Here is a 19,685-nt window from a genome sequence, read left to right on the forward strand (position 1 = left end):
GCAAGAGCAGTAGCCCGAGTAGTAACTTGCGCACGAATCCCCCCTGAATGTGCCGCGCGGCCTGTCATCGCCTGGGGCCATCTTCCTGGCCCCAGCGCCCCCTGGCCGCGTGTTGCCGGGTATGAATTTTCCCGGACTTTTACCGGATTAAATCACAGGTAATCCCGGATCAAAACCTCGGCAATCTGGATTGTGTTCAACGCGGCCCCCTTGCGCACGTTGTCGGACACCACCCAGAGGTCCAGCCCGCGGGGATGCGAGATGTCCTCGCGGATGCGTCCGACGAACACCGCATCCTTGCCGGAACCCTCGGTCACGGCGGTTGGATAGCCCCCGTCCTCGTGCTTGTCCAGCACCGTCACGCCGGGTGCGGCGGACAGGATCTCGCGCGCTTTCTCGGCGCTGATCTTCTCGCGGGTCTCGATGTGCAGGGCCTCGGAATGGCCGTAGAACACCGGGATGCGCACGGCGGTCGGGTTCACCAGGATGGACTCGTCACCCATGATCTTCCGGGTCTCCCAGACCATCTTCATCTCTTCCTTGGTGTAGCCGTTGTCCTGGAAGACGTCGATGTGCGGAAGCGCATTGAATGCGATCTGCTTGGGATAGACATTGCACTCCACCGGGCGGCCGTTCAGCAGCGCCGCCGTCTGGTGGGCCAGTTCCTCGATCGCATCCTTGCCGGTGCCGGAGACGGCCTGGTAGGTGGCGACGTTGATGCGCTCGACGCCGACCGCGTCATGCAGCGGCTTCAGCGCCACCAGCATCTGGATGGTGGAGCAGTTCGGGTTCGCGATGATCCCGTGCTTCTTGTAGCCGGCGACGGCCTCGGGATTGACCTCCGGCACCACCAGCGGGATCTCCGGGTCGTAGCGAAACTGCGAAGTGTTGTCGATCACCACGCAGCCGGCCGCGGCCGCCTTCGGGGCGTACTCCGCGGACACCGAGGCCCCCGGCGAGAACAGCCCGATCTGCACGGTGGAGAAATCGAAGGTGGCCAGATCCTCCACCTCCAGCTCGCGGCGGCCGAAGGCGACCGTCTTGCCGACCGAGCGCGAACTGGCCAGCGCATGCACACGGCCCAGCGGCAGGTCGCGCTCTGCCAGGATGGAGAGCAGGGTCTCGCCGACGGCGCCGGTTGCGCCCACCACGGCCACGTCTAACTTGCGGTCACTCATCGTTCATTCCCGGTTTAAGTTCTAACTGCAAAATATTGATCCGTTGAAACATTCGTAGGATGCGTTGAGCGCAGCGAAACGCATCATTGGCTACAACGCCTAGCCCTCCAGCGCAGCCACCAGGGCATCACCCATCCCCTGGGTGCCCACCAGCGTCATGCCCTCACCAAAGATGTCCGGCGTGCGCAGCCCCTGATCCAGCACCCGCCCCACAGCCTGCTCGATGCGCTCGGCCAGGTCATTACGATTCAGGCTGTGGCGCAAGAGCATCGCGACCGACAGCACGGTCGCCATCGGATTGGCCTTGCCCTGCCCCGCGATATCCGGCGCGGAGCCGTGGATCGGCTCGTACAGACCGACCCCCTCGCTGTTCAGCGAAGCCGAGGGCAGCATCCCGATGGACCCGGTCAGCATGGCCGCGGCATCGGACAGGATGTCGCCGAACATGTTGCCAGTCACCATCACGTCGAACTGCTTGGGGTCACGCACCAGCTGCATGGCCGCGTTGTCCACATACATGTGAGACAGCTCGACCTCGGGGAATTCCTTCCCGACGCGCTCGACCACCTCGCGCCACAGCTCCGAGACCTCGAGCACATTGGCCTTGTCCACCGAGCACAGGCGCTTGCCGCGCTTCATCGCGGACTCGAAACCAACCCGCGCGATGCGTTCGATCTCCGATTCGCTGTAGGCGGCGGTATTGAAGCCATAGCGCTCGCCATTGCGCTCCTCGATCCCGCGCGGCTGGCCGAAGTAAATCCCGCCGGTCAGTTCGCGCACGATCAGGATATCCAGCCCGCTGACGACCTCCGGCTTCAGCGTGGAGGCCGAGGCCAGCTGCGGATACAGGATCGCCGGCCGCAGGTTCGCGAACAGGCCCAGATCCGAACGAATACCCAGGAGTCCGCGCTCGGGGCGCAGGTCGCGTTCCAGCGATTCGTATTGCGGGCCGCCGACCGCGCCCAGCAGGATCGCGTCGGCGCGGCGCGCCGCCTCGCGGGTTGCCTCCGGATACGGGTGACCTGCCGCATCGTGCGCCGCGCCCCCGATCAGGCCCTGCTCGATCTCAAGATCCAGGCCGCCGATCTCGCCCACACGCTCCAGCACCTTCAGCGCCTCGGCCACGATCTCGGGCCCGATCCCGTCCCCGGGCAATACCAGAATTCGGCTCACAAACCTCTCCTAACCAACTGTTAGCTTTTACTTGTACGATTCCAATAGCACCGTCATTGCGAGGCCCCGCCTGGGGCCGTGGCAACCTCCGGACGGAACCACGACGTTCGTCCCGGCCGACGCCGGGGCCACCCACAGAGATCGCCACGTCGCTGCGCTCCTCGCGATGACGGTGCGCCCCGGCCCCGTCGTTGCGAGGCCCCGCCAGGGGCCGTGGCAACCTCCGGAAGCTGGCAGAGCGCCGGCACATGGATCCGGTGGTTCCGGACGGAGGTTGCTTCGTCGCAATGACGGCACCTCCACCTCGTCATTGCGAGGCCCGTAGGGGCCGTGGCAATCTCCGGGCGAAACCACCGGATCCCGCTACCTGCGCTCGGCCATTGTTTGAGAGATTGCTTCGTCGCTTCGCTCCTCGCAATGACGAGGCTCGGGTTCAAGCCACCCGCGCCATCTCTATCGTTTCTATCGTTGCTCCGCCATCCAGGGCCACTCGCGGCGCTGGCGCTCCTCATAGACGCGGATGTCATCGGCGTACTGCAGCGTCAGCGCAATGTCATCCAGGCCGTTCAGCAGGCGGTGGCGCCGGTCCTCGTCGAGCGTGAAACGGAACACCGTACCGTCCGGCGCCGTTACGGTCATCTCTTCCAGGTTCACCTCGACCTGCACGCCCGGGTTCGCCTCGACCTGCTCGAACAGCGCCTGCACCTCGTCCTCGGCCAGCACCACCGGCAGCAGCCCGTTCTTGCAGCTGTTGGAGAAGAAGATGTCCGCGAACGACGGCGCGATCACCGCGCGAAAACCGAAGTCGGTCAGCGCCCACACCGCGTGCTCGCGCGAGGAGCCGCAGCCGAAGTTCTTGCGCGCCAGCAGGATGCTCGCCTGGTCGAACGGCGCCTGGTTGAGCACGAAATCCGGGTTGATACGGCGCTGGGAGCTGTCCATGCCGGGCTCGCCCGGGTCCAGGTAGCGCCAGTCGTCGAAGGCATTGGGCCCGAAGCCCGTACGCTTGACCGACTTCAGGTACTGCTTCGGGATAATCGCGTCGGTGTCGACATTGGAGCGATCCAGAGGCGCGACAATCCCCTTGTGTACGGTAAAGGCCTGCATCGCTTACGCCTCCTTCAGTGCCGACGGTTCGACGAAGTGCCCGGCCACGGCGGCCGCGGCGGCCAGCGCCGGGCTGACCAGATGGGTACGCCCGCCCTGCCCCTGACGGCCCTCGAAGTTGCGGTTCGAGGTCGAGGCGCAGCGCTCGCCCGGCTCCAGCCGGTCCGCGTTCATCGCCAGGCACATGGAACAGCCCGGCTCGCGCCACTCGAAGCCGGCGTCCAGAAAGATCCGGTCCAGCCCTTCCTGCTCCGCCTGCTGCTTCACCAGCCCGGAGCCCGGCACCACCATCGCCAGCTTGATGTTGTCGGCCTTCTTGCGGCCCTTGACCACCTCGGCAGCCGCACGCAGGTCCTCGATTCGCGAGTTCGTGCAGGACCCGATGAAGACCTTGTCCGGACGAATCTCGGTCATCGGCGTGTTCGGCTGCAGGTCCATGTACTCCAGCGCGCGCTTCATGCCCTCGGCGCGCACCGGATCGGACTCGGCCGCCGGGTCCGGCACGCGGCCGTCGATCGGCGCGACCATCTCCGGCGAGGTGCCCCAACTCACCTGCGGGGCGATCTCGGCGGCATCCATCTCCACCACCGCGTCGAACTCGGCATCCGGGTCGGAGACCAGCGTGCGCCAGTATTCTGCGGCCTGTTCAAACAACTCGCCGCTCGGCGCCTGCGGCTTGCCACGCACGTATTCGATCGTCTTCTCGTCCACCGCGACCATGCCCGCGCGGGCCCCGGCCTCGATGGACATGTTGCAGATGCTCATGCGGCCCTCGACCGACAGGCTGCGGATCGCCGAGCCGGCGAACTCGATCGCATAGCCGGTGCCGCCGGCGGTGCCGATGCGGCCGATGATCGCCAGCACCACATCCTTGGCGGTCACGCCCGGGCGCAGCTCGCCCTCCACGCGGATCTGCATGGCCTTGGTCTTTTTCTGCCACAGACACTGCGTGGCCAGCACGTGCTCGACCTCGGAGGTGCCGATGCCGAAGGCCAGCGCGCCCAGCGCACCGTGCGTGGAGGTATGCGAATCGCCGCAGACGACCGTCATGCCCGGCAGAGTGGCCCCCTGCTCGGGGCCGATCACGTGCACGATGCCCTGGCGCACATCGGCCATCGGGAAGAACTTCAGCCCCAGGCTCGTGACGTTGGTCTCCAGCGTCTCCACCTGGGTGCGCGAGACCGGATCCTCGATCCCGCGGTCACGGTTGGCGGTGGGAACATTGTGATCCGGCACCGCCAGCACGGAACCCCCGCGCCAGGGCGTGCGCCCGGCCAGACGCAGCCCCTCGAAGGCCTGCGGGCTGGTTACCTCGTGCACCAGGTGGCGGTCGATGTAGAGCAGCGTCGAGCCATCCGGCTCTTCGCGCACCACATGCGCCTCCCACAGCTTGTCGTACAGTGTCTTGCCTGCCATTACCTGCTCCCGCGGCCACGCCGCGTTCTATCGTTCTTGCGCCCCAACGCCGATGATCTACCAGCGCCATACCGGCCCGCCCTTGCACAGCGTCGCCACTAGCACCGTCATTGCGAGGAGCCGAAGGCGACGCGGCAACCTCCTGAAGCTGGCAGAGCGCCAGTACCGGGATCGGGTGGTTCCGGATGGAGGTTGCTTCGTCGCTGCGCTCCTCGCAATGACGTCATTTCAGGACGACCGTTTAAGCAGAGTCTGCGGCCGCCCTTCCATTCTTTCAAATCCGATTTATTATCTTTACCATTCCATATGGTTATGGATTGGCAAACCGGCACCGCATCAGTCAGCGGGTCATTATCCCACGGAGGCGGCGGATGCGCCCGGAACAACTAAGCATCGAGTCCCTGCAGGCCTTCGTGGCGGTGGTCGACACCGGTGCCTTCTCCGCCGCAGCCGAGCGGCTGCACCTGACCCAGCCGGCGATCAGCAAGCGCATACAGTCGCTGGAGGCGACGTTGCAACGCCCCCTGTTCGAGCGCCAGGGCCGCCGCGTTCGGCCCACCGAGGTCGCCGAACGCCTGCTGCCCGAAGCGCGCGAGATTCTGGCCCGCCTGCACGCAATCGAGCAGCAGGTGGCGGACCTCGACCACGTCGTTCGTGGCCGCATCCGCCTGGCCACCTCGCACCACATCGCCTTGCACCGTCTGCCCGTCCCGCTGGCCCGCCTGCGCACCCGCCACCCCAAGCTGGAGCTGGAACTCGCGTTCATGGATTCCGAGGCCGGCATCGAGGCGGTGATGCACGGCGACGCCGATCTGGCCCTGGCCACCCTGCCTGACGACCTGCCGAAGGGCTCGGAGGCCCAAGCCGTCTGGACCGATGACCTGGTCCCGATGATCGCCCGCGGCCGCGCCCAGGATGCCCCGCTGGAGACACTGCAACGGCTGCATGACTGGCCGGCGATCCTTCCGCCGGTGGGCTCCACCACCCGCCGCCAGATCGACCACGCGCTGGCCGCAGAGGGCCTGCACCCCGCCGCAGCACAGGAAAGCCCGTACCTGGAGGTCATCCGCATGATGATCGCCGCCGGCCTCGGCATCGGCTTCCTCCCCCGCACCATGGCCACCGCCGAGCTGGCCATCCTCGAATGGCCCGCCCCGCCCATCGCCCGCCAGCTCGGCTGGGTCCGCCACGCGGACCGCTACCGCTCGCGAACCCTCGAGGCGGTCATCGAGGAATTGCAGTAACCGGAACCATGCGTGGGGCCACCCTTTCAGGCCCGAGCAGGTACCCGAGGGAGCAGGGAGGAGATCATCCAGGTGGCGAAGATGAACAGCGTGGAGGCGATCAGCGCGCCCTCCAGGCCCCAGACCATGAAGATGGCACCGGAGGCGACGGTGCCGATCAGACGCCCACCGGCGTTGGCCATGTAGTAGAAGCCGACCTTCATCGCGACCCGGTCGGTCTCCGCATAGTCGAGGATCAGGAACGAGTGCACGGCGGAGTTGATCGCAAACACCACGCCGAACACGCCCAGCCCGACCATCAGTACCCAGGCCGGGTCCAGCTCCGTCTCCAGGCCGATCACGATGCCGATGGGCAGCAGCATCAGGATGAAGGCCCACAACCGCGCGGTCAGCCCGGTTGGATGCAGCCCGCCCCGACCCAGCAGACGCGGCACCGACGCCTGCACGATGCCGTAGCCGATCACCCACAGCGCCAGGAACGCCCCCACCTGCATGTGGTTCCAGTCCAGGGTCGCGCTGAGGAACACCGGCAGGGCGACCACGAACCAGACATCGCGCGCGCCGAACAGGAAAAAACGCGCGGCGGAGAGCACATTGATCGCCGCGGAGTTGGAGAACATCCGGGTGAATTTCGGCTTGCCGCCGACCTTGCCCAGCCCGCGCGGCAGCCCGACGATGGAGAACAGCATCACCACCGCCAGCATCGCGGCCAGGATCACCAGCGCCAGCTGGAACCCGACCGAGTACAGCAGCGCGCCGCCGGCAAAAAAGCCCACCCCCTTCAATGCGTTCTTCGAGCCGGTGAGCACGGCCACCCAGCGAAACAGCCGCCCCGCCCCGTCGCCGGCGACCAGCTTCACCCCGGACTTCGCACTCATCTTGTTGAGGTCCTTGGCGATGCCCGACAGGGCCTGCGCGAACATCACGTACGCCACACCCAGCCACGCCTCCGGCACCGTGAGCATCAGCAGCGCGGCGACCTGCAGCAGCGTCCCGGCGATCATCGTCGTGTTCACCCCCAGCCGCGCGGCCAGCCAGCCGCCGGTCAGGTTGGTGATCACCCCGAACAGCTCGTAGAGCAGGAACAGGAACGCGATCTCCAGCGGGCTGTAGCCCAGCTGGTGGAAGAACAGCACGACCAGCATGCGAATCGCACCGTCAGTGACGGTAAACGCCCAGTAGTTCGCGGTGATGCGCGCGTAGGCGCCCAGCCCCAGGGTGGGCGGTGCGTTCGGCGTTTCGGCCGGGCTGCCCATCCGTCCTACACGCCCTGCTCGGCCACGCGCGCGACCAGTTCGACCAGCCGGTTGGCATAGCCCCATTCGTTGTCGTACCAGGCCAGCACCTTCACCTGCGTCCCATCCACCACCATCGTCGACTGCGCATCGACAATGGACGAGCGCGGGTCGGTGCGGAAGTCGCTGGAGACCAGCGGGCGTTCCTCAAAGCCCAGGATGCCGGCGAGTTCGCCCTCGGCCGCCGAGCGCAGCAGTTCGTTCACCTCCTCCGCGGAGGTCTCGCGCGCCGCCTCGAAGGTGAAGTCCGTCAGCGAGGCATTCATCAGCGGCACGCGCACGGCATGGCCATTCAGCCGTCCGTTCAGTTCCGGGAAGATGTCACCAATCGCCTTCGCCGAGCCGGTGGTGGTCGGGATCAGGTTCAACCCGGCCGCACGGGCCCGGCGCAGATTGTCGCGCGGCAGATCCACGGCCGACTGCGTGGCGGTCATGTCATGCACCGTCAGGATCGACCCGTGGCGGATCTCCAGGGCCGGGTGCAGCACCTTGACCAGGGGCGCCAGACAGTTGGTGGTGCAGGAGGCAGCGGTGACGACGCGGTGCCGGGCCGGATCGTAGGCCGAATCGTTGACGCCCATCACTACGTTCAGCGCAAGCTCGTCCTTCACCGGCGCCGCGACGACCACACGCCGGGCCCCGCGATCGAAGTGCGGCTGCAGGGTCTGCATGGTGCGAAAGGCGCCGCTGGCATCGATCACGATATCTACACCGGACTCGGCCCAGGGCACCTGCCCCGGTTCGCCCAGCTGCGTGTGGCGCAGGCTGCGGCCGTCGATCTGCAGCGCATCCGGCTCGGCCCGGATGCCGCGATCCCAGCGCCCGTGCACCGAATCGAACTCCAGCAGGTGCCCGGTAACCGTGCCGTCCGCCGCGACCTCGTTCAGGTGCACGATCTCGAGGTCATCGCGATCCCAAGCCGCACGCAGCGCCAGGCGGCCGATCCGCCCCATCCCGTTGATGCCGACCCGTACGGCCATGACGCCCTCCCGCGAAAAATCGCGTCAGGATACCTCCCGATCATGACAACCGCATTACAGGCTGAGCAGTGCCCCTAGTTGAGAGCGACGATAGCCGCGTTCAGGTAGATCGCAAAACCTACCCACAGCAGGTACGGCACCAGCAGCGCGCTCGCGATTCGGTCGTGGCGCCAGAAGACGATCAGGGTCGCGAGGATCAGGGGCCAGAGGATCAGGATCTCGACCAGTGCCAGATCGGGCCGTTGCATGCCGAAGAACAGCACGGACCAGCCCAGGTTCAACACCAGCTGGGCGAGGAACAGCCCCATCGCGAGCGGTGCACCCGCGAAGCCGGTGCGACGCCATACCCGCCAGGCGGCCACGGCCATCAGCGCAAACAGGACGGTCCAGACCGGGCCGAATAGGGCATCGGGTGGATTCAGCGCGGGTCGCTCCAGCGTCTGGTACCAGTCCTGCACCGACAGGCTGGTCGCATACCCGCCCGCGGAGGCCACCAGGAACACCAGGGCCACCCAGCCCACCAGTCCGACCCCATCCCTTGTATTGGTCATCGACCCTCCTCTCTCGCGCGTCCCGTACCCTTGCTTGTAGACGCCGGCCCAGCGTATTTGAACCGAAATCAGCAAAATGAACGAGGTTCATGCGCGATTCAGCGGCTTGCGGCACACTCGCAGCATAACGTGATCCCGTTCACCCATTTCGAGCCGCGTGCATGCCCAAGCTGTCCACCGTGATCACCCTGGTCCTGTTCCTCCTGGCGGGCGGTGTGCTCGCCTGGCTCTTTTGGGGCCCGGATGACGAACAGGCCTCTTCCTCGCGCGCGGGTGGCGGCGAGACACGGCCCGTGGCCGTCGCGGTGGCCACCGTGCAACAACAGGATCTGGTGGAGCGCCGCCGATTCACCGGCAGCATCGAGGGCGCCGACCGTATCGTGATTACGCCGCGCGTCGGGGGCCGTGTGGCCGAAGTCTTCGTCAACCTGGGCGACCGAGTCGAACCGGGCGCCCCCCTGCTGCAACTGGATACCGAGGAATTCGAGCAGGACGTCACGCAGGCCGAGGCCGAGCTGGAAGTGGCCGAAGCCAGCCTGGCGGAGGCCGTCGCCAGCCGTAACGCCGCCCAGCGCGACCTGCAGCGCACCCGCGAATTGCGCGACCAGGGGATCGCCTCGCGCTCGGAGCTGGAGGCCGCCGAAACCGAACTCGCCCTGGCACAGACCCGCGTGGCCCTTGCCGAGTCCCAGATTCGACAACGCCGCTCTGCCCTGCGCACCCGCGAAATCCAGCTAGGCTACACGCGTATCGACGCCGACCCGGGCAGCACCACCCGCTGGGTGGCCGAACGCCTGGTTGACCCCGGCTCGGTGATCAGCGCCAACGAACCCGCGCTGGCACTCGTCACACTGCAGCCGGTCCGCGCGATTCTGGCAGTCACCGAAGCGGACTATTCGCGGATCTCGCGCGGCCAGGAAGCGACCGTGCGCACCTCCTCGTACCCCGACGCGCTATTCGAAGGCACCATCACACGGATCTCCCCCGAGTTTCGCCCGGGTTCGCGCCAGGCACGAATCGAGGTCGAAGTACCGAACGACGATGAACGCCTGCGGCCCGGGATGTTTGTCGAAACCGCGATCACTCTCGGCCAGCGCTCGGACACGCTGGCGATACCGCGGGACGCCATCATCCAGCGCGAGGCGGGTCCCACCCTGTTCAGCGTAGACCGTAGCGGCGAACGGCCAGAGGCGCGCCGCCACATGGCCGTTACCGGCGTGCGTGACGGCAACTGGATCGAGCTGTTGGAACCCGAGTTGCCCGAGGGCACCGAGGTGGTGGTGCTGGGGCAACACCTGCTCGCCGATGGCACCCCGCTGCGCCTGACCGACCCGCGCAGTGTGCCCGGCGCGGACTTCGCCCCGGACCTGTCGGAGACCGAAGAGCCGTGAATCCGGCTCGACTTACCGTCCACCGCCCCGTGCTGACCAGCATGGTGGCCCTGATCGTGGTGATCCTGGGCCTGACCGCGCTGACCCGCCTCCCGGTCGACCTACTGCCCGACATCACCTATCCGGTGGTCACGGTGATGACCTCCTACCCCAACGCCGGGGCCGAGGAGGTCGAGCAACTGGTGACCCGCCCGGTGGAACAGGCAGCGGCCGCAATCACCGGGGCCCAGGAGATCCGGTCCACTTCGGCCGAAGGCAACAGCAATGTGCGCGTCAACTTTGCCTGGGGCACGGATATCCGCCAGGCCGTTGATGACCTGCGCGATCGTCTGGCGCGTATTGAAGGTCAGCTGCCGGATGGGGCGGATCGCCCCCTGGTGCGCCAGTTCGACACCCAGGACTCGCCCATCATGCGCCTGGGCGTCGGCTCGCAGCTCGATGCCATTCACCTGCGCACCCTGATTGACAACCGCATTGCGCCACGCCTGGAGCGCATCCCCGGCGTGGCTGCGGTGGATACGTTTGGCGGGCTCGAACGCGAGGTCCGCGTGGAGGTCGATCCAGACCGGATACAGGCGATCGACCTGGGGCTGGACGACCTGCGCAACCGCATCCGCGATGCCAACGTGATCACTCCGGGTGGCCCGATCATGGACGGTCGCCGTGAATACCGGCTGCGTACACCTGCCGAGTTCCGCTCGGTGGGCGAGATACGCGATACCGTGGTTCAGCGCAGCGAGGATGGCGTGACCTACCTGCATCAGGTCGCCGAGGTCCGCGATACCCACCAGCGCGTCACCCGTCGTTTCCGAGTCAACCAGGAAGAAGGCGTCCAGCTGGCCGTGCGCAAACTGGCGGACGCCAATACAGTGGAGGTCTCCGCAGCGGTCCACGCCGAACTGGTCCGTCTCAACCGCGACTTCCCGCAGATCGACATCCGCGCCGTCACGGACGAGGCGGGATTCATCCGCAGCTCCATTACCAATGTCGGGCAGTCCATCCTCTACGGGAGCGCACTGGCCGTCCTGGTCCTGCTCGTCTTCCTGCGCAATATCCGTTACACGCTGGTGGCGGCCACCGCGATTCCTCTGGCGGTCATCTCAACCTTCGGGCTGGTCTACTTTGGTGGACACTCGCTCAACCTGATGACCATGGGCGGGATCGCATTGGGTGTGGGCCTGATGGTCGACAACGCGATCGTGGTGATCGAGAGCATCGCCCGAAGGCGAGAGGAACACGCGGAGCAAAGCGCGGTCGAGGCGGCTGTCAGTGGTACCGGGCGCGTGGCGCCCGCGATCATCGCCAGTACGCTGACCACCGTCGCCATCTTTCTGCCGTTGTTCTTCGCCCAGGAACTGGCCGGGCAGCTGTTCAAACCACTTGCCGCCGTAGTCGCCTTCGCGCTGGCCGCCTCGCTGATCGTGGCCCTCACCGTGGTGCCGATGCTGATGGCGCGTGCCCCGATGCCGAAGCGCGACACCAGCGCCCTCGCCCGCATGGAACAGCGCTATCAGGGGCTGCTGCGCGGCACCCTGGCGCATCCCTGGATGGTGATCGGGATCAGTGCCTTGCTGATGGTCATCGCACTGGCCGGGCTGCGCGGCGTCGGCACCGAGTTTCTGCCCGCCACCGACGAGGGTGAATTGCGCGTGCATGTCTCCATGGAACCGGGGACACCACTCGACGAGCTGTATTCCACCATGGCCAGCCTGGAAGAGGTGATTCGCGACGAGGTGCCGGAGCTGCAGAACCTGGTGTCCAGCTCTGGCGCCTCTGCCTTCCGAGCGTCGTCGCCCGCGTCCGGCAACATGCGCGTAATGGTCGGTTCGCGCGACAGTCGCAGCCGTTCTTCCGAGGAGATTGCCGCTGCCCTGCGCGAGGCCCTGGGCACCCCGCCGGGAACGGAGATCCGTGTCCGCGCATCCAGTGGCATCTTCTTCCGCGGATTCGGGCGTGGCGATGACGAGGAACGCCTGTCGGTCGAGGTGCGCGGCTTCGAGCTGTCGACCATGAATGCGGTGCTCGAACGGTTCGAGGAGGCGCTGGCCGATGTCCCCGGTATTACGGATACGCGGGTGGGGACCGATGGCGGCCAGCCCGAATTCGCCACCCGTATCCATCGTGACCGCGCCGCCGACCTCGGCGTGGATGTGCGTACTATTGCCCAGACGCTGGAGACCGCGCTGGGCGGCTCCAGCGCCGGGCAGTTGCGCGCGGGAGGCGACGAGACTCGCATCTGGGTGCAGCTGCGCGACGCGGACCAGAGCTCGCTGGACGACCTGCTCAACCTGACCGTGCGCAGCGAGGACGGCGAACGCGTCGCCTTGCGCAGCCTGATTTCCTTCGACACCGAGATCGGGCCCGACAGCATCGAACGACGTGAACAGGCCCGCGTACGGACGCTGTTCATCAATCTGGGCGACCGCTCGCTGGGTGAAGTCGCGGCCTCGGTCCGCGAGGCCCTGGCCGACATCCCGCTGCCCGAGGAGATCGACTACTCCGTCACGGGCGACATCGAAGAACAGGAAGCCGCCTTCTCGGAGCTGCTGCTGGGTACGATGCTGGCTACCTTGCTGGTGTACATGGTCATGGCCAGCCTGTACGAATCCCTGCGCGATCCCCTGATCGTGATGTTCTCGATCCCGCTCGCGATCATCGGGGTCACCGGGGCGCTGATCGTCACCGACACCACGCTCAACGTGCAGTCGTTGATCGGGGTCCTGCTGCTGGTCGGGATTGTGGTGAACAATGCGATTCTGCTGGTGGACCGCATGGCCCGGCGACACCGCGACGACGGCATGGACCTGCACGAGGCCGTCGTGGCCGCCGCCGGCGAGCGTCTGCGACCCATCCTGATGACCACGCTGACCACGATACTGGCCCTCTCGCCCCTGGCCATCGGCATGGGCGACGGTGGCGAGGCCCAGGCGCCAATGGCGCGGGTAGTGATCGGCGGGCTGCTGTCGTCTACCCTGATCACCCTGGTGCTGATCCCGACGCTCTACCTGCTGTTCCACCGTCGCGGCGAGCGCCCGCAGCCCGTCTACCGAGCCGGAACCGAAGATGCCTAGCCCGTACCGAGTCGCCCTGCCACTGCTGGCTTCGCTCGCCCTGGCCATTCCCGCCACGGCAGAGGAAGACGAGCCGACCGGCAACGGGTTGCGCCTTTCACTGCCGGCCGAGCAGCTGATGGCGATCGATCCGTTCGCCCGCGAACCGGTCGGTGAGGAGACGCTCTCGCTGGAAGAAGCCGTGGCGCGGGCACTGGAAGGCAACCGTGGCCTGCGCGCCGAACGCCTGCAGACCGCGATCGCGGGTACCTTCGAGGCACAGGAGCGCGCCGTGTTCGACCCCGAGCTGTTCGCCGAGGTCGAGGTCAGCCGGGACCAGAGCGTGCGCCTGCTGGAGGAAGCCGAAGAAGACACCGACGAGGTTACCTCGACCCAGCGCTTCGGCGAGGCGGGCGTTCGTCAGTCGCTCCCGACGGGTACCGACCTGAGCCTGTCCGTGCGCAGCCAGCGCGCCAGCAGTTCGCGGGTCGACCAGACCCAGTTCTCCTCCCGCGCCGGCCTGACGCTGACCCAGGCCCTTCTGCGCGGGGGCCGAATCGAGTCCAATCTCGTGCGCCTGCAGCAGGCCGGGCTGGACGTCGAGGCCACGGAGTACGAGGTGCGCGCCTTCGTCGAGCAGCTGATCACCGACGTCGAGACGGCCTACTGGGACCTGGTCCTCGCCGGCGAGCAGATCGAAATCTTCGAGGAGGCCCTGGCGGTCGCCAGCCAGCAGCTGGACGAGACACAACGCCGCATCGATGCCGGTGATCGGCCGGAGACCGAGGCCGTATCCGCACGCGCCGAGGTCGCCCTGCGTCGCCAGGGGCTGATCGATGCCCGCAGCGAGCGCGCCCGCGCCCAGGACACCCTGGCGCGCCTGCTCCAGGGCGACGGGGGCCTGTGGGACACGCGGCTGCTGACCAGCTCCGAACCGGCGCTGGACCGTTACGAGATCGAGCCGCTCGATACCTATGTGGCACTGGCGCGCGATCACCGCGCGGACTTGAACGAGACCCGCCTGCGGGTTCAGCGCGACGAGCTGGAGGTCATCCGCACCCGCAACGGACTGCTCCCCCGGCTGGACTTCTTCGTCACGCTAGGACAATCGGGCTATGCGGACAGCTTCGGGCGTACCTTCCGCGACACCCAGGGCGACGGCTACGACCTCGCCGCGGGGCTGCGCTTCGAGATGCCGATCGGCAACCGTGCGGCGGAAGCCGAACACACCCGCGCCCGCCTTACCCGGCAGCAGATCGCCGAGACCCTGGCCAATCTGGAACAGCTGGCGATCGAAGACGTGCGCTCGGTCTGGTTCGACGCCGCCCGCGTGCGCGAGCAGATCCGCGCGCAGGAAGAGACCATCGAGTTGCAGGAGGAACTCCTGCGAGTCGAACAGACCCGATTCCGGGTCGGAGCCGGCACAGCACTGGCCGTGGCGCAGGCCCAGCGCGACCTGCTCGAGAGCCGTCTCCGCCTGACCGAGACCGTGGTGAGCTTTCGCCAGTTAACCACCGAACTCCTGAACGCGAGCGGTACGCTGCTGCTGCACCGCGGCATCGACGCGCCAGGCTCCGAACGCGTGGACCTGCGCATGTGATTCCGGGTTAGCGCTTTACCCGAGCCCCTATCCCCGGGCCAGACGCCGATTCAGGGCCCAGACCGACAGTGGTGCAAAGATCACCGCGATCGCTGCAGCCCAGACAAGGGTCCACAAAGCGGGCTCCAGCGCGTCGCCTCCGCTCAACAGGGCGCGCGAGGCGTCCGCGAGCAACGAGACGGGGTTGGCCTGCACGAAGGGCTGCAGCACGGTGGGCATGGTATCCAGCGGTACAAAGGCGGTGGAGACGAACGTCACCGGGAACAACGCCGTAAAACCGAACAGCTGCACATGTTCGGGGTCGCGGGACAGAACACCCACCAGGACCATGATCCACGATGCGGCCGAGGCGAAGACCAGCACCAGCGCCACCATCGCCAGCACCTCCCAGACCGAGGTCTCGACCCGGAACCCCAGCAACACCCCCACGATCAGTAACAGCGCGATACAAAGCGCCTGCTTCAAAAGATCGGCCAGGATGCGCCCGGCCAGCGGCGCCCAGCGCGGAATGGGCAGGGCCCGAAAACGGTCGAACACCCCGCGTGTGAGATCCGTATTCAGGCCGTGCCCGACATACACGGTGACAAACAGCATGTTCATCGCGATCACGCCCGGCAGCACGAACGGCAGATAGGCTTCGGTCGAGCCGGCCACTGCCCCGCCAAACACGTACAGGAACAGCACCAGAAACAGGATCGGCTGGATGGAATAATCCCCCAGCTCCCAAGGATTGCGACGTACCTGCACGAGACTGCGCCAGGCCAGCGCCAGCGTCTGGTCCAGTGCCTTCATGCGCCCTCCTCTGTCGTCTCGGACGTGACCTCGGCCGCATGCCCGGTCAGCGCCAGAAAGACATCGTCCAGGCTCGCAGTGCGCAGACCGAGTTCGACCACCTCGATCCCCGCCTGATCCAGGGCCCGCAGCACCTTCGGCACAACGCTACTGCTCGTCACGGCGACACTCAGGGTGTTGTCCCGCGCCTGCGGGCCCTCCCCGACGATACGTGTGATCTGCTCGGCCGCATCATCGAGCCGGGCCGAGTCGGCCACCACCACGAACAGCGAGCGGCCACCCACACGTTCCTTCAATTCCGCCGAGGTCCCCTCGGCAATGATCCGCCCACGGTCCAGCACCACGATCCGATCCGCCAGGGCGTCCGCTTCGTCCAGATACTGGGTCGTCAGCAGCACGGTGGTGCCTTGCTCCCGCAGTTCCGCCACCAGGCGCCACAGGTCGCGGCGTGCCCGCGGGTCCAGCCCCGTGGTCGGCTCGTCGAGAAAGAGGATGGCGGGGTTCCCGACCAGGCTGGCCGCCAGATCCAGTCGGCGCCGCATGCCGCCGGAATAGGTCTGTGCCGGACGGTTTGCCGCACCGCAAAGGTCAAACTGCCCCAGCAACTCGTCCGCGCGCCGGCGCGCATCGCGACGACCCAGACCCAGCAGCCGCGCGATGAGCAAAAGGTTCTCGCGTCCAGTCAACTTCTCGTCGACCGAGGCGTACTGCCCGGTCAGCCCGATGATCTCGCGCACGTGCGCCGCATCGCGGACGACATCGAAGCCGCCCACCTCGGCTGTTCCCGCATCCGGACTGATCAGGGTGGACAGCATGCGCACGATGGTGGTCTTGCCGGCACCATTCGGCCCCAGAAGACCGAGGATGCTCCCGCTCGGGACTTCCAGATCAACACCATCGACCGCGCGGGTGCCGTTATAACCGCGCACCAGCCCCTGCAAACGAATCGCGATATCCATCGGCGCAGCATTCACCGCACACGCCGATGGTGCAACCGACAGCGGCTACAAATGCCGACTGAATAACCCGTGCCGGGCGGCACCCAGGAGGTCCCGCCAGGCAAGGGCCGGCAGCTTCACCAGGGTCTCGTGATCGCCACCCTCGAGATATACATCCCCCTCGGTGGGGGCATGTTCGTCCAGCATCGCCTCCAGGCCGTAGGGCTCGGCCAGCGCCGGGATCGCGCCCAGTGCACAATCCGGGAAGAGTTCCGCCACCTCCCTTTCGGTGGCCAGCCCGACGTGTTCGCCAATCAGGTGGTGGAGCTGCCCGAAGTGCAGGCGCCGCGACGACGGGAGGATCGCCAGCATGTAATGGCCGGCATCCTCCACCAGCACGGCCTTCGCCAGCCGATCACCGGGCACGTGCGCGGCCTCTGCCGTTCGGGTGGCACTGCTGGAATACGGGTGCCGAACCAGTTCATAAGCGACACCCTGTGCCGCCAGATAGTCACTCAGGGTTCTCGCGATGCCCATGCTGCGGCCCTCTTGCCGTCCCTACCCCGGACTATAGACCCACTCTGCCCGCACGGTGCCTCGATTCCCCGCTACCCCGTCAACCGACAATCGGCACAACACTCCCTGTCCTACAATGCCCCGATGACGGACTTCTCCATACTCGATCTCGCACCGATCACCGCGGGGTCGGACGCAGGGCAGGCCCTGCACAACACCCTCGACCTGGCCCGGCGGGCGGACGAACTGCGATTCACGCGATACTGGCTCGCCGAGCACCACAACATGCCGGGGATCGCCAGTGCGGCGACTGCTGTGGTGATCGGCCAGGTCGCGGCCGCCACTGCGCGCATCCGCGTGGGTGCAGGCGGCATCATGCTGCCCAACCACGCGCCGCTGATCGTCGCCGAGCAGTTCGGGACACTGGATGCCCTGTTTCCCGGTCGGATCGACCTCGGGCTTGGCCGTGCACCGGGGACAGACCCGGCCACGGCCCGCGCCCTGCGCCGCAGCGCGGAGAGCGACCCCAACCAGTTCCCACGCGATGTGGTGGAGCTGCAGGGCTACCTGGCGGACCCCGCTCCGGACCAGGCCATTCGGGCGATACCCGGCGCCGGTTCGCATGTTCCGGTCTGGATCCTCGGATCGAGCCTGTTCGGGGCCCAGCTTGCGGCGCACCTGGGGCTGCCCTACGCCTTTGCCTCGCATTTCGCCCCGGGTCAGCTGCATGACGCGATCGCGATCTACCGCCGCGAATTCCGACCCTCCCCGGACCTGGATGCGCCCTACGTGATGGCCGGCTACAACGTCTATGTGGCCGACACCGATACCGATGCGCAGACGCTGGCCAGTTCCATGGAGCAGGCCTTCATCAGCCTGCGCCGCGGCCGACCCGAACCGATCCAGCCCCCGATCCCGCACTACCGCGAACAGCTCGACCGGGCTGAACGGGCGATTGTCGAACAGACCATGGCCTGCTCCGCGATCGGGGCACCCGACACCGTCGAGCGGGAGATGCGCCGCTTCCTTGAAGCCACGCAGGTTGATGAGCTGATCCTGACCACCACGACCTTTGATCACGACGCCCGTCGTCGCTCCCTGGAGCTCACCGCCCAGGTCTGCGACCGCCTGTCACCCCCCTGAGGGCAGCGTTTGCGCGAACGGGCTTGGCAAGGGGCGCCTGGCACAGGATCATTCGCCCTTTCGAACATGCACGAGGGCGGGAGATGTCATACCTGAAGGATTTTCCGAACCAGGAAGGTTATTTCGGCGAGTTCGGGGGTGCGTTCCTGCCTCCCGAACTGGAACCGCATTTTGCCGAGATCAACCGCGCCTACCTGACGCTCGCCCGCTCGGCCGACTTCCTGAACGAGCTGCGCTACATCCGCAAGCACTACCAGGGCCGACCCACCCCGGTGTACTACGCGCACAATCTGAGCCGCGAGGCCGGCGCGCATATCTATCTCAAGCGCGAGGACCTGAACCATTCCGGTGCGCACAAGCTGAACCACTGCATGGGCGAGGCCCTGCTCGCCAAGCACATGGGCAAGCGCAAGCTGATCGCGGAGACCGGCGCCGGCCAGCACGGCGTCGCGCTGGCCACGGCAGCTGCGTACTTCGGCATGGACTGCGAGATCCACATGGGCGAGATCGACATCGCCAAGGAAGCGCCCAACGTCACCCGCATGAAGCTGATGGGCGCACAGGTCGTGCCGGTCTCCTTCGGCGGCCGTTCGCTCAAGGAGGCCGTGGACTCGGCCTTCCAGTCCTACCTGTCGCAGGCCGATGAGGCCCTGTTCGCGATCGGCTCCGTGGTAGGCCCGCACCCATTTCCGCTGATGGTGCGCAACTTCCAGTCCGTGGTTGGCATCGAGGCGCGCGAGCAGTTCATGGAGATGACCGGCGGCGAGCTGCCCGATCATGTGGTCGCCTGTGTTGGCGGCGGCTCCAATGCGATGGGCATGTTTGCCGGCTTCATCGAGGACGCCGGCGTCCAGCTGAACGGCGTCGAGCCACTCGGACGCGGCACGAAGCTGGGCGAGCACTCCGCTACGATGACCTACGGCAAGCCCGGCATGATCCACGGCTTCAAGTGCATGCTGCTGGCCGACGAGGAAGGCAATCCGGCCCCGGTCCACTCCATCGCCTCGGGGCTGGACTACCCCGGCGTGGGCCCGGAGCACTCCTACCTGAAGACCATCGAACGCGTGGCCTACCATGCGATCAGCGACGACGAGACGCTGGAGGCCTTCTACCGCCTGTCGCGTGCCGAGGGCATTATCCCGGCGCTGGAGAGCGCCCATGCCGTGGCCTGGGCGATGAAGTACGGCCGCGAGAACCCCGGCGTTACGATCCTCGCCAACCTGTCCGGCCGGGGCGACAAGGACATCGACTACGTCGCCCGCGAATTCGGCCACGGCGACTAACACCTCGGGAACTCCCTGCCAGGGCCTG

The 19,685-nt window shown here is 66.8% G+C and carries 16 protein-coding genes; 6 read left to right on the forward strand and 10 right to left on the reverse strand.

What is annotated here, in order from left to right:
* Positions 1-152 precede the first annotated feature (152 nt).
* The 4 genes from F467_RS0109730 to leuC form a co-directional block, all read right to left on the reverse strand.
* A complete protein-coding gene (locus F467_RS0109730) occupies positions 153-1,178 on the reverse strand; it encodes an aspartate-semialdehyde dehydrogenase (RefSeq protein WP_018139344.1) in 1,026 nt (341 codons plus the stop codon).
* A 99-nt stretch (positions 1,179-1,277) separates the two neighbouring features.
* Positions 1,278-2,351, reverse strand: a complete 1,074-nt coding sequence (gene leuB, locus F467_RS0109735; protein WP_018875312.1) for a 3-isopropylmalate dehydrogenase — start codon at positions 2,349-2,351, stop codon at positions 1,278-1,280.
* A gap of 462 nt (positions 2,352-2,813) precedes the next feature.
* Positions 2,814-3,458 carry a 3-isopropylmalate dehydratase small subunit gene (gene leuD, locus F467_RS0109740; RefSeq protein ID WP_018139342.1) on the reverse strand — a complete coding sequence of 215 codons (645 nt, stop codon included), beginning with the start codon at positions 3,456-3,458 and terminating at the stop codon, positions 2,814-2,816.
* Between the two features lie 3 nt (positions 3,459-3,461).
* Positions 3,462-4,874: a 3-isopropylmalate dehydratase large subunit gene (gene leuC / locus F467_RS0109745; protein ID WP_018139341.1), complete on the reverse strand. Its 1,413-nt coding sequence runs from the start codon at positions 4,872-4,874 to the stop codon at positions 3,462-3,464.
* A 371-nt stretch (positions 4,875-5,245) separates the two neighbouring features.
* Between leuC and F467_RS0109750 the strand changes: the two genes are divergently transcribed.
* A complete protein-coding gene (locus F467_RS0109750) occupies positions 5,246-6,118 on the forward strand; it encodes a LysR family transcriptional regulator (protein ID WP_018139340.1) in 873 nt (290 codons plus the stop codon).
* Positions 6,119-6,144: 26 nt separating this feature from the next.
* Here F467_RS0109750 and arsJ read toward each other — a convergent pair whose 3' ends face one another.
* The 3 genes from arsJ to F467_RS0109765 form a co-directional block, all read right to left on the reverse strand.
* A complete protein-coding gene (arsJ, locus tag F467_RS0109755) occupies positions 6,145-7,374 on the reverse strand; it encodes an organoarsenical effux MFS transporter ArsJ (RefSeq protein ID WP_018139339.1) in 1,230 nt (409 codons plus the stop codon).
* Between the two features lie 5 nt (positions 7,375-7,379).
* Complete coding sequence (locus F467_RS0109760) at positions 7,380-8,393, reverse strand: ArsJ-associated glyceraldehyde-3-phosphate dehydrogenase (protein ID WP_018139338.1); 1,014 nt, start codon at positions 8,391-8,393, stop codon at positions 7,380-7,382.
* 74 nt (positions 8,394-8,467) lie between these two features.
* Positions 8,468-8,944 (reverse strand): TspO/MBR family protein, encoded by a 477-nt coding sequence (locus F467_RS0109765; protein ID WP_018139337.1) that lies wholly within the window; start codon positions 8,942-8,944, stop codon positions 8,468-8,470.
* A 161-nt stretch (positions 8,945-9,105) separates the two neighbouring features.
* Here F467_RS0109765 and F467_RS0109770 point away from each other — a divergent pair, with 161 nt between their 5' ends.
* Genes F467_RS0109770 through F467_RS0109780 form a run of 3 tightly spaced genes read left to right on the forward strand, consistent with a single transcriptional unit; the run spans position 9,106 to position 14,985 of the window.
* Positions 9,106-10,335 (forward strand): efflux RND transporter periplasmic adaptor subunit, encoded by a 1,230-nt coding sequence (locus F467_RS0109770; RefSeq protein ID WP_018139336.1) that lies wholly within the window; start codon positions 9,106-9,108, stop codon positions 10,333-10,335.
* A complete protein-coding gene (locus F467_RS0109775; protein ID WP_018139335.1) occupies positions 10,332-13,406 on the forward strand; it encodes an efflux RND transporter permease subunit in 3,075 nt (1,024 codons plus the stop codon). The genes F467_RS0109770 and F467_RS0109775 overlap by 4 nt, the downstream gene beginning before the upstream one ends.
* On the forward strand, positions 13,399-14,985 hold the full coding sequence (locus F467_RS0109780) for a TolC family protein (protein WP_018139334.1): 1,587 nt from the start codon (positions 13,399-13,401) through the stop codon (positions 14,983-14,985). The genes F467_RS0109775 and F467_RS0109780 overlap by 8 nt, the downstream gene beginning before the upstream one ends.
* A 27-nt stretch (positions 14,986-15,012) precedes the next feature.
* Here the strand turns inward: F467_RS0109780 and F467_RS0109785 are convergent, their stop codons facing one another.
* From F467_RS0109785 to F467_RS0109795, 3 genes are read right to left on the reverse strand one after another with little or no spacing between them, the layout of a single operon-like run.
* Positions 15,013-15,777: an ABC transporter permease gene (locus F467_RS0109785; protein ID WP_018139333.1), complete on the reverse strand. Its 765-nt coding sequence runs from the start codon at positions 15,775-15,777 to the stop codon at positions 15,013-15,015.
* A complete protein-coding gene (locus F467_RS0109790) occupies positions 15,774-16,736 on the reverse strand; it encodes a daunorubicin resistance protein DrrA family ABC transporter ATP-binding protein (protein ID WP_018139332.1) in 963 nt (320 codons plus the stop codon). Before F467_RS0109790 ends, F467_RS0109785 begins: the two co-directional genes overlap by 4 nt.
* 45 nt (positions 16,737-16,781) lie before the next feature.
* Entirely contained in the window at positions 16,782-17,252 is a 471-nt protein-coding gene (locus tag F467_RS0109795) for an aminoacyl-tRNA deacylase (protein WP_018139331.1), read from the reverse strand.
* Between the two features lie 123 nt (positions 17,253-17,375).
* Between F467_RS0109795 and F467_RS0109800 the strand changes: the two genes are divergently transcribed.
* Both F467_RS0109800 and trpB read left to right on the forward strand, forming a co-directional pair.
* A complete protein-coding gene (locus F467_RS0109800) occupies positions 17,376-18,374 on the forward strand; it encodes an LLM class flavin-dependent oxidoreductase (RefSeq protein ID WP_018139330.1) in 999 nt (332 codons plus the stop codon).
* 83 nt (positions 18,375-18,457) lie between these two features.
* Positions 18,458-19,657, forward strand: a complete 1,200-nt coding sequence (gene trpB / locus F467_RS0109805; RefSeq protein WP_018139329.1) for a tryptophan synthase subunit beta — start codon at positions 18,458-18,460, stop codon at positions 19,655-19,657.
* The last annotated feature ends 28 nt before the right edge of the window (positions 19,658-19,685 follow it).

The sequence above is a fragment of the Thioalkalivibrio sp. ALJ12 genome, assembly GCF_000378305.1.
Taxonomy (GTDB): Bacteria; Pseudomonadota; Gammaproteobacteria; order Ectothiorhodospirales; family Ectothiorhodospiraceae; genus Thioalkalivibrio.

Bases quoted from the DNA above. Each gene is read 5' to 3' on its own strand.
- F467_RS0109730 (WP_018139344.1), bottom strand. From the start codon at position 1,178: ATGAGTGACCGCAAGTTAGACGTGGCCGTGGTGGGCGCAACCGGCGCC.
- leuD (WP_018139342.1), bottom strand. From the start codon at position 3,458: ATGCAGGCCTTTACCGTACACAAGGGGATTGTCGCGCCTCTGGATCGC.
- leuC (WP_018139341.1), bottom strand. From the start codon at position 4,874: ATGGCAGGCAAGACACTGTACGACAAGCTGTGGGAGGCGCATGTGGTG.
- F467_RS0109750 (WP_018139340.1), top strand. From the start codon at position 5,246: ATGCGCCCGGAACAACTAAGCATCGAGTCCCTGCAGGCCTTCGTGGCG.
- arsJ (WP_018139339.1), bottom strand. From the start codon at position 7,374: ATGGGCAGCCCGGCCGAAACGCCGAACGCACCGCCCACCCTGGGGCTG.
- F467_RS0109760 (WP_018139338.1), bottom strand. From the start codon at position 8,393: ATGGCCGTACGGGTCGGCATCAACGGGATGGGGCGGATCGGCCGCCTG.
- F467_RS0109765 (WP_018139337.1), bottom strand. From the start codon at position 8,944: ATGACCAATACAAGGGATGGGGTCGGACTGGTGGGCTGGGTGGCCCTG.
- F467_RS0109770 (WP_018139336.1), top strand. From the start codon at position 9,106: ATGCCCAAGCTGTCCACCGTGATCACCCTGGTCCTGTTCCTCCTGGCG.
- F467_RS0109780 (WP_018139334.1), top strand. From the start codon at position 13,399: ATGCCTAGCCCGTACCGAGTCGCCCTGCCACTGCTGGCTTCGCTCGCC.
- F467_RS0109785 (WP_018139333.1), bottom strand. From the start codon at position 15,777: ATGAAGGCACTGGACCAGACGCTGGCGCTGGCCTGGCGCAGTCTCGTG.
- F467_RS0109790 (WP_018139332.1), bottom strand. From the start codon at position 16,736: ATGGATATCGCGATTCGTTTGCAGGGGCTGGTGCGCGGTTATAACGGC.
- F467_RS0109795 (WP_018139331.1), bottom strand. From the start codon at position 17,252: ATGGGCATCGCGAGAACCCTGAGTGACTATCTGGCGGCACAGGGTGTC.
- F467_RS0109800 (WP_018139330.1), top strand. From the start codon at position 17,376: ATGACGGACTTCTCCATACTCGATCTCGCACCGATCACCGCGGGGTCG.
- trpB (WP_018139329.1), top strand. From the start codon at position 18,458: ATGTCATACCTGAAGGATTTTCCGAACCAGGAAGGTTATTTCGGCGAG.